Source organism: Pseudomonas sp. DWRC2-2 (genome assembly GCF_049897885.1).
GTDB classification, from domain to species: Bacteria; Pseudomonadota; Gammaproteobacteria; order Pseudomonadales; family Pseudomonadaceae; genus Aquipseudomonas; species Aquipseudomonas azotoformans_A.
The window spans coordinates 141,195-156,003 of sequence record NZ_JAFCXD010000002.1; the positions used below are offsets into that span (position 1 = coordinate 141,195).

Genomic DNA, 14,809 nt, shown 5'->3' on the forward strand with positions numbered 1-14,809 from the left:
AGGATTTATCGTTTGCTGGCGTGGTGCCCGTCCTGATTTCTCGGCGTCTCTTTTCCATGGCCTTGAATGGGTGAAAATTGTTTCACTCGATTTCAAGTCCTGGGGAGGCACAGCGATGAACGCTGTAATTGGCATCAAGGGGCACTGCGCCCATTGCGACATCACGTTTAATCTCAAGCCTTGGCAACTGAATGCCATCGCTATCGAAGAACCATTCGATTGCCCGTACTGCCAGTGGATCTTGCAGTTGAACTGCCCTCGGCAGTTGCGCCAATTCAGGTCGTTAGACCATTGGGCACTGGTGCGCCCGAGCATGGTGGTGTTGACCTGCACGGGACTGATCGTGGCACTGGTGACAGAGTGGGTAGGGTTGATCAGTGTGATCGGCCAATTCAACATTTCGCTGATCGTGCTGCTGGTGCATTTCCTGGCGCTGCGATATTCCCGCTATCGTCAGCGGATGACGCTGGACCTGCAAGTGGTCTCGCCTTCTCTACCAATTGAACAGCTCGCACGCATTGCGTGTGCTCGCCTCAGCCAGTAATAAAGGGCTGGTATTCATGCGCTCGGCGAGCGCGGTGCAGATGTCCGGCAGGTGCTCGGGGCTGTTGCGTTGGCCGGGGTACATGGCGGGCGCCATATCCGGTGAGTCGGTTTCCAGTACCACCGCGTCCAGCGGCAGGTGGGCCAGCACCTTGTGCATGCGCAGGGCTTGAGGCCAGGTCGCCGCGCCGCCCAAGCCCAGTTTGAAGCCGAGCTTGATGTATTCGTGGGCTTCTTCACGGCTGCCGGCGAACGCATGGATGATGCCGCCACGGGGCAGGCGAATGCGCTTGAGGGTTGCGATCACGGCGGCGTGGCTGCGACGCACGTGCAGCAGCGCCGGCAGTTGGAAGTCCACCGCCAATTTTAGCTGCGCTTCAAACAGGGTTTGCTGGCGTTCGCGGTCCAGCTGTTCGAGAAAGTAGTCCAAGCCGATTTCGCCCACGGCGCACAGTTGCCGGTGGCCGTGCAGGCGAGTCAGCCAGTCGCCCAACTCCGTCAGGTCGGCGGGGCGATGGTCATCGAGGTACACCGGGTGTAGGCCAAAGGCAGCGAACAAGCCTTCGTCCGCTTGCACCAGGTCCCACAACCGCTGCCAATTCTGCTGATACACCCCCAATACCACCATACGCCGCACGCCCAGTGCTCGGCTGTGAACGAGGACTTCCCGGCGATCGCTGTCGAAATCGGGGAAGTCCAAATGGGTGTGGGTGTCGATCAACTCCACGCTCAGGCCTCGTGAATACGCTGCTTGAACGTCCGGCCGATGGCATGCACGCCCGGTTGGTACTGTTCTTCTTCAATCGCGGCCAGGGCCAGGCGCAGTGCGGTCTCGGCGATCAGTTGATGTTGCTGAGCCATGGCGTTAACCGGCAGCGGCAGGAAGTCCAGCAACTGGGTATCACCAAAGGTGCCCAGGCGCAGCGGTTGTGATTTGAGCGGGAAGTCATGCAAGGCGTCGAACACGCCTTGCAGCAGTACGTAGGACGTGGTCACCAGCGCGTCAGGCAAATGCCCCAGTTGCTGCAGAAGTTGCTCCATCAACTGTCGGCCACAATCGCGGCTGAAGGCTTCACCGTGTTCGACGATCACCTCACCGGTGAACCCTTCGAGGGCCTCACGGAAACCGGCGGCACGTTCCTGGCTGATGCTCAGCTCGGGCCGCGCACCGATCAGCACGATCTGCTTGGGCAACGGCTGCAACAGGCTGCTGGTCAATTGCTGGCACGCCTGGCGGTCGTCGCTGACCACCGAACAGAATTGATCCGCGCCCATCACCCGGTCGATGGCAATCACTGGCAACCCCTTGGCCTGCAACTCACGGTAACTGTCATCACTGGCCGGCAGGCAGCTGGCGACAAATAGCGCATCACAGCGTCGGGCGCGGAACAGTTGCAGCAGTTGGCGCTCGCTGTCGGCGTCATCGTCGGAACTGGCGATCAGCAGTTGATAGCCGCGCGCCCGCGCACCTTGTTCAAGGAGCTTGGCGATGCGTGCATAACTGGGGTTTTCCAGGTCGGGCAGGATAAAGCCCAAGGTGCGCGTGTGCCGACTGCGCAGCCCGGCGGCCTGGGGGTTGGGGGTAAAGCCATGGGCTTCGACCACGGCGCGCACTCGCTCGACGGTGGCGCTGCTGATGCGTTGCTGTTCAGCCTTGCCATTGATGACGTAGCTGGCGGTGGTCACGGACACACCGGCAAGACGGGCGATATCACTGAGTTTCAAACCGGGATTTCCTTGTTTTCTGGAGCTTGCCCCGACATTTTCTCCAATCGTAACCGATTCCTGTACACGACCAATGTCCTGGCTCAAGCGCCGAGTGGTTCTTCAAGGATGCGCAATTAACGCGTAGTCTTCCACAAACTATAGATTAAACGTTTCAGCCAGCGTATTTTTACGACGTTCGCGACTGAGTGGCTACTGCCAATTGACTGCTCAGTCAGTAAAACCTGAACACCCTTTACACTGTTTGTTTAAAACAATACCTAGTGCGCCACTGCACTAACTAGGAGAACGGCATGCTTGAGCTCACTGTAGAGCAGATTTCCATGGGCCAGGTGGCTGTGGACAAATCTGCTGCCTTGCACCTGCTCGCTGAAAAACTGGTGGCCGACGGCCTGGTCGCCGAGGGTTACCTCAGCGGTTTGCAAGCCCGTGAAGCCCAAGGCTCGACCTTCCTCGGCCAAGGTATCGCCATCCCCCACGGCACCCCCGAAACCCGTGACCAGGTGTTCTCCACCGGTGTGCGCCTGCTGCAGTTCCCCGAAGGGGTGGATTGGGGCGACGGCCAGATCGTGTATCTGGCCATCGGCATTGCCGCCAAATCCGACGAACACCTGCGCCTGTTGCAACTGCTCACCCGCGCCCTCGGCGAAACCGACCTGGGCCAGGCCCTGCGCCGTGCCGGCAGCGCCGAAGCACTGTTGAAACTGTTGCAAGGTGCGCCGCAGGAACTGGCGCTGGATGCGCAGATGATCAGCCTGGGAGTGTCCGCCGACGACTTCGAAGAGTTGGTTTGGCGCGGTGCGCGGCTGTTGCGTCAGGCCGATTGTGTGAGCAATGGTTTCGCCGCCGTGTTGCAGCAGGTGGATGCGCTGCCCCTGGGCGATGGCCTGTGGTGGTTGCACAGCGAGCAGACCGTCAAGCGCCCAGGGCTGGCGTTTGTCACCCCGGACAAACCCATGCGCTACCTCGGTCAGCCGCTCAACGGCCTGTTCTGCCTGGCCAGCCTGGGCGAAGCCCACCAGACGTTGCTCGAACGCTTGTGCGCCTTGCTCATCGAAGGGCGCGGCCAGGAACTCGGCCGCGCCACCAGCAGCCGCGCCGTGCTTGAAGTGCTGGGCGGTGAATTGCCGCCCGACTGGCCCACTGCGCGCATCATCCTGGCCAACGCCCACGGCCTGCATGCGCGCCCGGCGAAGATCCTGGCGCAGTTGGCGAAAAGTTTTGAAGGCGACCTGCGTGTGCGCATCGTCGATGGCCCCGTGGGCGCCGTGTCGGTAAAAAGCCTGAGCAAACTGCTGAGCCTCGGCGCGCGTCGCGGCCAGGTGCTGGAGTTTGTCGCCGAGCCAGCCATTGCCGGCGACGCGCTGCCCGCGCTGTTGGCGGCGGTGGAAGAAGGCCTGGGGGAAGAGGTCGAGCCGCTGCCGACCCAAAGCGCCCCGCCTGAAGTCGTCGATATCGAGCCGGTGCTCAGCGCACCCTTGGCCGGCAGCCAGATCCAGGCCATCGCCGCCGCGCCGGGCATTGCCATCGGCCCTGCGCATATCCAGGTGCAGCAGGTCTTCGATTACCCACTGCGTGGCGAATCCTCGGCCATTGAGCGCCAGCGCCTGCACAGCGCCTTGGGTGATGTGCGTCGTGATATCCAAGGCCTGATCGAACGCAACCCCTCCAAGGCGATCCGCGAGATTTTCATCACCCACCAGGAAATGCTCGACGACCCGGAACTCACCGACGAAGTCGACACCCGCCTCAAGCAAGGCGAAAGCGCTGAAGCGGCCTGGATGAGTGTGATCGAAGCGGCCGCCAAGCAGCAGGAGTCGTTGCAGGACGCCTTGCTCGCCGAGCGCGCCGCCGACCTGCGTGACGTCGGCCGTCGTGTGCTGGCGCAGCTTTGTGGCGTCGAAACCGCCCAGGAGCCGAGCGAGCCTTACATTCTGGTGATGGACGAAGTCGGTCCGTCCGATGTGGCGCGTCTGGACCCGGCGCGCGTCGCCGGCATCCTCACCGCCCGTGGCGGCGCGACGGCCCACAGCGCCATTGTCGCCCGCGCCCTCGGGATTCCCGCGCTGGTCGGTGCCGGTCCGGCGGTGTTGCTGCTGGCCGCCGGTACGCCATTGTTGCTGGATGGCCAGCGCGGTCGCCTGCATGTGGACGCCGACGCCACCACCCTGCAACGCGCGACGGTCGAGCGCGACACCCGCGAACAACGCCTGCAAGCCGCCTCGGCGCAGCGCCATGAACCGGCCCTGACCCGCGACGGGCATGCGGTGGAAGTGTTCGCCAACATCGGCGAAAGTGCCGGGGTGGCCAGCGCGGTGGAGCAGGGCGCCGAAGGCATCGGCTTGCTGCGCACCGAACTGATTTTCATGGCCCACCCGCAAGCACCGGACGAAGCCACCCAGGAAGCCGAATACCGTCGCGTCCTCGACGGCCTCGCCGGTCGCCCGTTGGTGGTGCGCACCCTCGATGTCGGCGGCGACAAACCGCTGCCGTATTGGCCAATCGCCGAGGAAGAAAACCCCTTCCTCGGCGTGCGCGGTATTCGTCTGACCCTGCAGCGCCCGCAGATCATGGAAGCGCAGTTACGTGCGCTGCTGCGTTCTGCGGATAATCGCCCGCTGCGCATCATGTTTCCCATGGTCGGTAGTGTTGACGAATGGCGTGCCGCCCGCGACATGACCGAGCGCCTGCGCCTGGAAATCCCGGTGGCAGACCTGCAACTGGGCATCATGATCGAAGTGCCGTCGGCCGCGTTGCTCGCGCCGGTCTTGGCCAAGGAAGTCGACTTTTTCAGCGTCGGCACCAACGACCTGACCCAATACACCCTGGCCATCGATCGTGGTCACCCGACCTTGTCCGCCCAGGCCGATGGCCTGCACCCGGCGGTGTTGCAACTGATCGACATCACCGTGCGCGCCGCCCATGCCCATGGCAAGTGGGTCGGCGTGTGCGGCGAGCTGGCGGCTGATCCGTTGGCCGTGCCGGTGTTGATCGGCCTGGGTGTCGATGAGCTGAGTGTGTCGGCCCGCAGCATCCCCGAAGTGAAGGCGCGCGTGCGCGAATTCAGTCTGAGCGAGGCCCAGGGCCTGGCGCAACAAGCACTGGCGGTGGGCTCGCCCGCCGAAGTGCGAGCCCTAGTGGAGGCCGTGTAGATGGCAAGGATTCTGACCCTGACGCTGAACCCGGCGTTGGACCTGACGGTACGCTTGGCGCGCCTGGAACCGGGTGAAGTCAACCGTAGCGAAACCCTGCTGACCCATGCTGCCGGCAAGGGCGTGAACGTGGCGCAGGTGCTGGCCGACCTGGGCCATCAGGTGAGCGTGGGTGGGTTTCTCGGTGAAGAAAACCCCCAGGCGTTCGACGCGCTGATCGCCCGCCGTCGATTTGGCAATGCGTTCATTCGTGTACCGGGCGAGACACGCAGCAACATCAAGATTGCCGAGCAGGATGGCCGGGTCACCGATATCAATGCGCCTGGGCCGCTGGTGAGTGAAGCGGCGCAAGCAGAGCTGCTCAAACTCATCGCCATCGTCGGCCCTGAATTTGATGCGGTGGTAGTGGCCGGCAGCTTGCCGCGTGGTATCAGCCCTGAGTGGTTCCAAAGCATGCTGGAGAAGATCAAGGGCCTGGGTTTGAAAGTCGCCTTGGACACCAGCGGTGAGGCGCTGCGCGCCGGTCTTAAGGCCGGTCCGTGGCTGGTCAAACCCAATACCGAAGAACTGGCCGACGCCCTGGGTAATGCCCCGGATGCCATCAGCCAACTGCATCAACAAGGTGTGGAACACGTGGTGGTTTCCGACGGCGCTGCGGGTGTGAGCTGGTACAGCCCAGGCGCGTCGCTGCACGCCACGCCGCCCAAGGTCGCGGTCGCCAGCACCGTCGGCGCCGGCGACTCGCTGTTGGCTGGGATGCTCCACGGTCTGCTCAGTGGCGATACGCCGGAGCAAACCCTGCGCCGCGCCACGGCAATTGCCGCGATGGCGGTGACGCAGATCGGTTTCGGCATCAGCGACCACGCGCAGTTGGCGCGCCTCGAAAGCGGCGTCCACGTGCGCGCGCTGACAGAACAATAAGAGGGTTTGTGATGAAGTTAGCCATTGTTACCGCCTGCCCGAACGGCATGGTCACCAGTGTGCTGTGCGCCCGCTTGTTGGACGCTGCCGCGCAACGCCAGGGCTGGAGCACCAGCGTTGAAGTGGTGGATGTGCAGCGCCCGGAACGCCAGTTGTCCCAGGCCACCCTCGACGACGCCGAATGGGTGTTGCTGGTCAGCAGTACCCCGGTGGATATGCAGCGGTTTGTCGGTAAGCGCGTGTTCCAGAGCACGCCGGCCCAGGCGCTGGCGGATGTCGACGCGGTGTTGCGCCGTGGTGCCGAAGAAGCCCAGGTGTATGTCGCTACTCAGCAGGCGGCCAAAAATGCACCGCGTATCGTCGCCATCACGGCCTGCCCAACTGGGGTTGCCCATACCTTCATGGCTGCCGAAGCCTTGCAACAGACGGCCAAACGTCTGGGCTACGACTTGCAGGTCGAGACCCAAGGCTCGGTCGGCGCGCGCACGCCCTTGAGCCCGCAGGCCATCGCCGACGCCGATGTAGTGTTGTTGGCGGCGGATATCGAAGTCGCCACCGAGCGCTTCGCCGGCAAGAAGATTTACCGCTGCGGCACCGGCATTGCCCTCAAGCAATCCGAGGCCACCCTCAACAAGGCGCTTGCCGAAGGTGCAGTGGAAAGCGCGGCCAGCGGTGTAGTGGCCAAGAAAGAAAAGACCGGCGTGTACAAGCACTTGCTGACCGGTGTGTCGTTCATGCTGCCAATGGTGGTGGCGGGTGGGTTGTTGATTGCCTTGTCCTATATGTTCGGCATCACGGCGTTCGAAGAGCAAGGCACCCTGGCTGCCGCGTTGAAAACGGTGGGTAACCAGGCTTTCATGTTGATGGTGCCGCTGCTCGCAGGCTACATCGCCTACTCCATTGCCGACCGTCCCGCCCTGGCCCCCGGTATGATCGGCGGGTTGCTGGCGACGACGTTGGGCGCAGGCTTCATCGGCGGGATATTCGCCGGCTTCCTGGCCGGTTACTGCGTCAAGCTGATCACCCGCTCGGTCAAACTGCCGCAAAGCCTGGATGCGCTGAAACCGATCCTGATCATTCCGTTGCTGGCGAGCCTGTTCACCGGCCTGGCGATGATCTACCTGGTCGGGCCGCCGGTGGCGCGCATGCTGGTGGGCCTGACGGGCTTCCTCAACAACATGGGCACTACCAACGCGGTGCTGCTGGGCATTCTGTTGGGCGGCATGATGTGCGTCGACCTCGGTGGGCCGATCAACAAGGCAGCTTATGCGTTTTCCGTCGGTATGCTTGCCGAGCACAGTGGCGCGCCGATAGCCGCAGTGATGGCGGCGGGCATGGTGCCGCCTATCGGCATGGGCATCGCCACCTTCCTGGCACGCCGCAAGTTTGCCCAGACGGAGCGCGAGGCCGGCAAGGCGGCGATCATTCTCGGCATGGTGTTTATCTCCGAAGGTGCGATTCCCTTTGCAGCCAAAGACCCGCTGCGCGTAATCCCGGCAAGTATCGCCGGTGGCGCGTTGGCGGGTGCGCTGTCGATGTACTTTGGTTGCAAGCTCGCGGCGCCCCACGGCGGCCTCGCGGTGCTGGTCATTCCGAGTGCGATGAACCACGCGCTGCTGTACCTGCTGGCGATTGTCGCCGGTAGCGTGCTGACCGGCCTGGTGTATGCGCTGATCAAGCGTCCGGAAGCGGTCGAGCTGACTGTCGCACCGGTGTCATAACCCCATGCTTTAGTGGCCCTTTTGATAATCAAGAGGGCACCTGCATGAGCCACTTCGATCTCGGCCGCCGCCGCGTGATGCAAGCCGTCGGCGCCGGCCTGTTGTTGCCGGGCCTGGCCCCGGCGGTGATCGCCTCTGTGAAGGACCGGCCGCAACTCACCGACGGCGTTCAGTCTGGCGACCTGCTCGGTGATCGCGCCATGATCTGGAGCCGCAGCGACCGCCCGGCCCGCATGGTGGTGGAGTGGGACACCCGCAGCGTCTTCAGCAACCCGCGTCGATTTGTTTCGCCCCTGGCCGACAACCGCACCGACTTTACCGCCCGTGTCGAACTCACTGGGCTGCCCGCCAACCAGGCGATTTTCTACCGCGTGCACTTCGAAGACGCCCAGACCGGCGTTGCCAGCGAACCCTGGTTTGGCCACTTGCGCAGCGTGCCGCAACAGCGCCGCGACATCCGTTTTGTGTGGAGTGGCGACACCGTCGGCCAAGGCTTCGGCATCAACCCGGACATCGGCGGCATGCGCATCTATGAAGCGATGCGCCTGCGCCTGCCGGACTTTTTTATCCACAGCGGCGACACCATCTACGCCGACGGCCCGGTGCCGGCCCAGCTCAAGGTCGAAGACGGGCGCATCTGGCGCAACATCACCACCGAAGCCAAGAGCAAGGTGGCTGAAACCCTGGATGAATATCGCGGCAATTACCGCTACAACCTGATGGACGAAAACGTCCGTCGCTTCAACGCCGAAGTGCCGCAGATCTGGCAGTGGGACGACCATGAAGTGGTGAACAACTGGTCGCCAAGCAAGCAATTGGATGAGCGTTACCAGGTCAAGGACATCAACACCTTGGTCGGCCGTGCGCGCCAGGCCTGGCTGGAATATTCACCGATGCGCCGGCAGAGCGCCGATGGCGGCGGGCGCATTTATCGCAAGCTCAGCTATGGGCCTTTGCTGGATGTCTTCGTGCTGGACATGCGCAGCTATCGCGGGCCGAACGATGACAATCTGGGCGCTGAAAAACCCTTCCTCGGCCGCGAGCAGTTGGATTGGCTCAAGCATGAACTCAAGGGCTCGCAGGCGCAGTGGAAAGTCGTCGCCGCTGACATGCCAATTGGCCTGGGTGTGCCTGATGGCGAAGTGAGCCCCGGCGTGCCGCGCTGGGAAGCGATTGCCAACAACGACCCAGGCGCACCGCAAGGGCGTGAGCTGGAAATTGCCGAGCTGCTGGGCTTTTTAAGGGCGCAGAAGGTGCGTAACCATGTGTGGCTGACGGCGGATGTGCATTACTGCGCGGCACACCACTATCACCCGGATCGCGCGGCGTTCCAGGATTTCGAGCCGTTCTGGGAGTTTGTCGCCGGGCCGTTGAATGCGGGGAGTTTCGGGCCTAATCCGTTGGATAAGACCTTTGGGCCAGAGGTGGTGTTCGAGAAGGCGCCGCCGGCGCAGAACACCTCGCCATTCGCCGGTTTTCAGTTTTTTGGCGAGGTGAACATTGATGGGCAGACGGCGGAGTTGACTGTGGTTTTGCGGGATCTGGATGGCGTTTCGGTCTTTGAGCAAAAATTACAGCCTGTCTGACTTGGAACACAATCAAACTGTGGGAGCAGGCTCCCACAGTTGCCAATCAGTAGACGTCGCGGCGATAGCGACCTTGTTCGATCAACCGCTCCACGGCTTCACTGCCAAGGATGTCCACCAACGCCTGATCCACCCCAGTCGCCATCCCCTGCAGGCTCCCGCACACATAAATCGCCGCGCCGTCGCTCAGCCACTTACGCAGTACTTCGGCTGACTCCCGCAGGCGATCCTGCACGTAGATTTTTTCCTCCTGGTCGCGGGAAAACGCCAGGTCCAGCAGCGCCAGATCGCCACTGGCCAGCCAGCCTTGCAGTTCGTCCTGACAGAGGAAGTCATGCTTGATATTGCGCTCACCGAACAGCAGCCAGTTACGCTGCTGGCCGTCGGCAATGCGCGCCTTGAGCAAACTGCGCAGGCCGGCCAGGCCGGTGCCGTTGCCCAGCAGGATCAGCGGCACGGGTGCTTGCGGCAGGTGGAAGCCACTGTTGCGGCGCAGGCGCAGGCTGATGCTGGAGCCGAGGGCGGCATGTTCGGTGAGCCAGCCTGATCCCAGGCCCAGGCTGCCGTCGGGGTGGCGTTCCTGGCGCACGATCAATTCGAGTACGCCATCGCTGGCAATCGAGGCGATGGAGTATTCGCGCATGCCCAGCGGCACCAGCGCGTCCACCAGCGCCTGGGCGTGCAAGCCGACCAGGTGGGCGCGATGCGTCGGCAGTTGGCGAGTGGCCAGGGCCTGGTCGAGGGTGTGCGCCATGCCGTCGATCAACACGCCGTCACTGCCGGCCAGGCCCAGGCCTTCGAGGAAGTGTTCGATGGCCCAAGGGCAGTTGCGCGGCAGCACTTCCACCAGGTCGCCGGCTTGCCAGCGTTGTGGTGACGAGGAGGTGAGGCCCAGCAAGTAGACATCGGCGCCTGCGCTGTCGCGGTTGAGCAAGGTGCGTTGGCTCAGCGTCCAGTTTTCGTATTGGGCGGTCGGCCAAGCGGCCGCCGGGGCGTGGCCGGTGAGCTGGCCGAGTTGTTGTTGCCAGTGCAACAGGGCGGCGGTGTCGCCGCTGTCGACTTCTACCGGAGCAAATAAAGCGTTGCCGCCCTGGTGGGTCAGCCAGAAATGCAGGCGCCGCGCGAAGCCGCAGAAGTGTTCGTATTGACGGTCGCCCAGAGCCAGGACCGAGTAGTTCAAGCCCTTTAGGGGCAGGTCCTGGCCGAGCACGCTGCGATCGAATCCGCGAGCACTGTCGGGGGCTTCGCCGTCGCCAAAGGTGCTGACCACGAACAGCGCATTTTCCGACTGGCGCAGGTCATCCTGGCTGACGCTGCCCAGGGATTGCACCTTCACCGGCAAGCCGGCCGCCTGTAATTGGCCAGCCGTTTGCCAGGCCAATTGCTCGGCAAAACCGCTCTGGCTGGCAAAGCCGATCAGCCAGGCCGGGGCATCGCTGGTGTTGGCCGTGAGGCCTTTACGCGCGTCATGCACCTGGCGCTTCTTGCGACGACGATCCAGGTACAACAGCCAGCCGGTGATGAAGAACAGCGGCATCAGCACCGAGCTGACTGTGAGAATGATGCGCCCCACCAGGCCGAAGTAGCTGCCGGTGTGCAGCGCGTAGACGCTGGTCAGCAGTTGTGAGCCGAAGGTCTTGCTGGCGTAGCGGTCGTGGGATTTCACCTCGCCGGTCGCCGGGTCCAGGTTGATCTGGTTCAGCGCGCGGTCATGGGGCGAATTGTCCAGCAGGTAGTACACGGTGGCCGGTTGCCCGGCGACGGCTGGCATACGGATGTTATAGGCACTCAAGCCGGGGCCTGCATTGCTGTAGATGCTGCTCCAGATCGCATCGTAATTGGCCACGGGCGCCGGGCCTGCAGGGGCCGGGCCGCGTTTGCGCACCCGTTCATTTTGTGGGGCGTCGGACAGCAGTTGGGTCAGGCCCTGGCTGTACCAGTCGTAGGACCAATACAGCCCGGTCAGTGCCGACAGCAGATACGCCAACAGGCACCAGGTGCCGAACACCGAGTGCAGGTCCCAGTTGAAGGCACGGCCCTTTTTGCGCCAGTCCAGGGTCAGCCAGGCACGCCAGCTCGCCACTTGGCGCGGCCAGCGCAGGTACAAACCGGAGAGGCAGAAGAACACCAGGATCAATGTGCACGCGCCAGTGATGTTGCGCCCGGTATCGCCCATCACCAGGAAGCGGTGGAATTGCAGCAGGAAGCCGAAGACCTCCTGCCCGACCACGTCGCCCATGTAGTCGCCGGTGTAGGGATCGAAATAGCGCAACTGGCCACGGCGTTCGCCGGGCGGCGGGGTGAAGAACACGCGGGCGGCGTTGCCGCTTTCGCTCTCCACGAACAGCATGGCCACGGTCTGGCCTTCGGTGGCTTCCAGCTTGCGCACCAGCTCGGCGGGCGGCAATACGCCGGCTTCGCGTTTTTCCACGGTCAGTACGCTCGGGTTAAGCGCCCGTAGGATTTCATCCTGAAACGAGACCGCAGCCCCGGTGATCCCCATCAAGGCCAGCACCAGCCCGGCGGTAATGCCGAAGAACCAGTGCAACTGGAACAGGGTTTTCTTCAACACGTCTGACCGCCTCGTCTATCCGGATATGTAGGGCACGGCGCGCATTATGCCGTGGCTTGTCGAGAAACATTCTGTTTTACACGCAAAAGCCCCACGCATCCGATGCGTGGGGCTTTTTGCTGCGTGGTGTGGCTGTTTAGAAGTGGAAGCTGGTGGTCAACAACGCCGTGCGCCCCGCCGCCTGGTTGGCGAAGTGCGTCGAGAAGGCTTTGTCGTAATACAGCTTGTCCGTCAGGTTTTGCACGTTCAATTGAAGGTCCACGTTCTTGGTCAGCTTGTAATTGGCCATGGCGTCGTAGCGGGTGTAGGACGGTACATAAACGGTGTTGCCCGCATCGCCATAAACCTGGTCGACGTAGAACGCGCCGCCACCGATGGTGAGCTTGGAGGTGACGTCGTAAGTGGTCCACAGGCTGAAGGTGTTCTTCGGCGTGTTGGGCATTTGATTGCCTTTGCTCGACCCCGAACTGACCACACCGTTACGGCCATTCAGGCCGGATTTGACCAGTTCGCTGTCGAGGTAGCTGTAGCCGGCGAACACTTGCCATTGGTCGGTGATCTTGCCGCTGGCGGACAGTTCCAGGCCGTCGACTTGGGACTCACCGGCGTTCTGATAGGTCAGGGCGTCGACCAGGATGCGCGTGTTTTTCTTCTCGGTACGGAACACCGCAGCGGTCAGGGACAGGCGATCGTGGAACAGGTCCCACTTGGTGCCCAGTTCGTAGTTGACGGTTTCTTCAGGCTGCAAGTCGCTGCTGGCGGCACCGGCAGACAATGGGTTGCCGTCCGACCCTTCACCCACCAGGCCACCGGCAGGTGTTGCCGACGTGGCGTAGGAGGCATAGATGCTGGCGTTTTCCACCGGCTTCCAGACCAGGCCGGCCTGCCAGTTGAAGAATTGACTGTCTTCTTTGATTTTGCTGCGGCCGGTCGCGGAATCGGTGTTGGCAACGGTGTCGAAGGTGTCGTAGCGCAGGCCGACGTTCAGCAACCATTTCGGGTCCAGCTCAATGGTGTCGAACACATAGGCGCCACGGCTGGTGGCCTTGGTGGCGGTGCCGTAGTAGTTGCGTGCGATGCTGCCGGTCCAGGCGTCATCCGGGTTCGGGTTGCTCAAGGAGGTGCACTGGCCGCCCAGGCTGCCTTTGGCCACGGTGCAGATCGGGTTGGCATTGGGGCTGATGGTGTAGCTGCTGACGCGGGTTTCTTCGCCGGTGAATTCCAGGCCGGTGGAGTAGCTGTGCTTGAAGCCCAGGGCCTGGAAGCTGCCGAACAGGTCGGTCTGGTTGGTGGTGGTGGTTGTGGTCGAGACCCGGCTGTTGGCGCGACGCCATACGGTGCCGAACCGGTTGACGTTGAATTTGCTGTCGTCTGGCTGGGTGAGGATGTAATCCTGGCCGGTGCTGCCGTGGCGCAGGGTGTTCTTCAACGTCATGTTGTCGTTCAGGTCGTGCTCAATGGAGAACGTGCTGATGTCGGCGCGGGTCTTGCGGAAGTCGCGATCCTTGAGACCGTAGAAGTTATCGCTGTCGCCGCCGTCATTGGGTTTGTCATGCACGTGGGCCGTCGCGGTCGACGAGCCGTAGCCGTAGGGAATCCCCGAATCCGGCAGGTCGTTGCTTTCCAGGTGGTAGTAGCTGAGGTTGACGCGGGTCGGGGTGCCCAGGCCAAACGTCAGCGACGGAGCGACGCCCCAGCGGTCGTAATTGATCGCGTCGCGACCGGCGACGTTCTGTTCGTGGCTCATCAGGTTCAGACGGAACGCGGCGCTGTCGTCGAGGAACTGACGGTTCACGTCGAGCACATAGCGGCGGGTCTGGTCGGAACCGTAGGTGAAACCGCCGTTGGTGAAGTCCCGCGCTTGTGGGGTCTTGCTCACCAGGTTGAGGCTGCCACCGGCCGAGCCGCGACCGCCGAACGACGAGTTCGGACCTTTGCTGACTTCGATCGATTCGATGTCGAAGATCTCACGGCTCTGGCCGCCCGTGTCGCGCACGCCGTCCAGGTAGGTGTCGCCCTGGGCGTCAAAACCACGGATGAACGGACGGTCGCCCTGGGGGTTGCCGCCTTCACCGGCGCCGAACGTGATGCCCGGTACGGTGCGCAAGGCGTCCTGCAACGAGGTGGCGGCGGTGTCCTTGAGTACTTGTTGCGGCACCACGGTGACGGAACGCGGCGTGTCGACCAGCGGCGCAGTGTATTTCTGCGACGAGGCTTTTTCGACCTGGTAAGAGGTGTTGTCCTGTTCTTCGCCGGTAATGCTGGTGGCGCCCAAGGAGATGCTGTTGCGCTGGCCTTTTTGTTCAGTGTCTTCGGCCGCTTGCGCCAGATGGGCGACAGAGCTGGCGCTGAGGGCAACGCCGATGGCCGAAGCCAGCATGCGTGGTGAACTGGCAGGTATTTTTGTAGTGGTGCGCGACATGACGTGTCCTTTCCCCAAGGATGTGAGGCCGCGGAATATAGTGTTAACAAGTATTTCTATCAATTGCGATACATTGCTAATTGCACTGAATTTACATTCTTTACACTTTTTGCTTACGGTTTTTACGAACTCATCCGTCCCGACGTTTTACAGGGCGGATAAGAATC

The 14,809-nt window shown here is 62.6% G+C and carries 9 protein-coding genes; 5 read left to right on the plus strand and 4 right to left on the minus strand.

The features are described 5' to 3' along the window. The first annotated feature begins 115 nt into the window (after positions 1-115). On the plus strand, positions 116-544 hold the full coding sequence (locus tag ACP7EW_RS09155) for a hypothetical protein (RefSeq protein ID WP_426216603.1): 429 nt from the start codon (positions 116-118) through the stop codon (positions 542-544). On the opposite strand, the gene ACP7EW_RS09160 is transcribed toward ACP7EW_RS09155, so the two are convergent. After that, the gene (locus ACP7EW_RS09160) at positions 494-1,270 is read right to left on the minus strand and encodes a TatD family hydrolase (protein ID WP_426216605.1); all 777 of its coding nucleotides are present in this window, start codon (positions 1,268-1,270) and stop codon (positions 494-496) included. The genes ACP7EW_RS09155 and ACP7EW_RS09160 overlap by 51 nt on opposite strands. 2 nt (positions 1,271-1,272) lie before the next feature. Continuing rightward, the gene (gene cra / locus ACP7EW_RS09165) at positions 1,273-2,268 is read right to left on the minus strand and encodes a catabolite repressor/activator (RefSeq protein WP_426216607.1); all 996 of its coding nucleotides are present in this window, start codon (positions 2,266-2,268) and stop codon (positions 1,273-1,275) included. A 293-nt stretch (positions 2,269-2,561) separates the two neighbouring features. On the opposite strand from cra, the gene ptsP reads away from it, so the two are divergent. From ptsP to ACP7EW_RS09185, 4 genes are read left to right on the plus strand one after another with little or no spacing between them, the layout of a single operon-like run. Continuing rightward, positions 2,562-5,420 (plus strand): phosphoenolpyruvate--protein phosphotransferase, encoded by a 2,859-nt coding sequence (gene ptsP, locus ACP7EW_RS09170; protein WP_426216609.1) that lies wholly within the window; start codon positions 2,562-2,564, stop codon positions 5,418-5,420. Then, positions 5,421-6,341 carry a 1-phosphofructokinase gene (gene pfkB / locus ACP7EW_RS09175; protein WP_426216611.1) on the plus strand — a complete coding sequence of 307 codons (921 nt, stop codon included), beginning with the start codon at positions 5,421-5,423 and terminating at the stop codon, positions 6,339-6,341. An 11-nt stretch (positions 6,342-6,352) separates the two neighbouring features. After that, positions 6,353-8,062, plus strand: a complete 1,710-nt coding sequence (locus ACP7EW_RS09180) for a PTS fructose-like transporter subunit IIB (RefSeq protein ID WP_426216613.1) — start codon at positions 6,353-6,355, stop codon at positions 8,060-8,062. Between the two features lie 44 nt (positions 8,063-8,106). Then, a complete protein-coding gene (locus tag ACP7EW_RS09185) occupies positions 8,107-9,648 on the plus strand; it encodes an alkaline phosphatase D family protein (protein ID WP_426216615.1) in 1,542 nt (513 codons plus the stop codon). Positions 9,649-9,694: 46 nt separating this feature from the next. Here ACP7EW_RS09185 and ACP7EW_RS09190 read toward each other — a convergent pair whose 3' ends face one another. Beyond that, complete coding sequence (locus ACP7EW_RS09190; protein ID WP_426216617.1) at positions 9,695-12,220, minus strand: PepSY domain-containing protein; 2,526 nt, start codon at positions 12,218-12,220, stop codon at positions 9,695-9,697. Between the two features lie 136 nt (positions 12,221-12,356). After that, entirely contained in the window at positions 12,357-14,642 is a 2,286-nt protein-coding gene (locus tag ACP7EW_RS09195; protein WP_426216619.1) for a TonB-dependent receptor, read from the minus strand. Positions 14,643-14,809 lie beyond the last annotated feature (167 nt).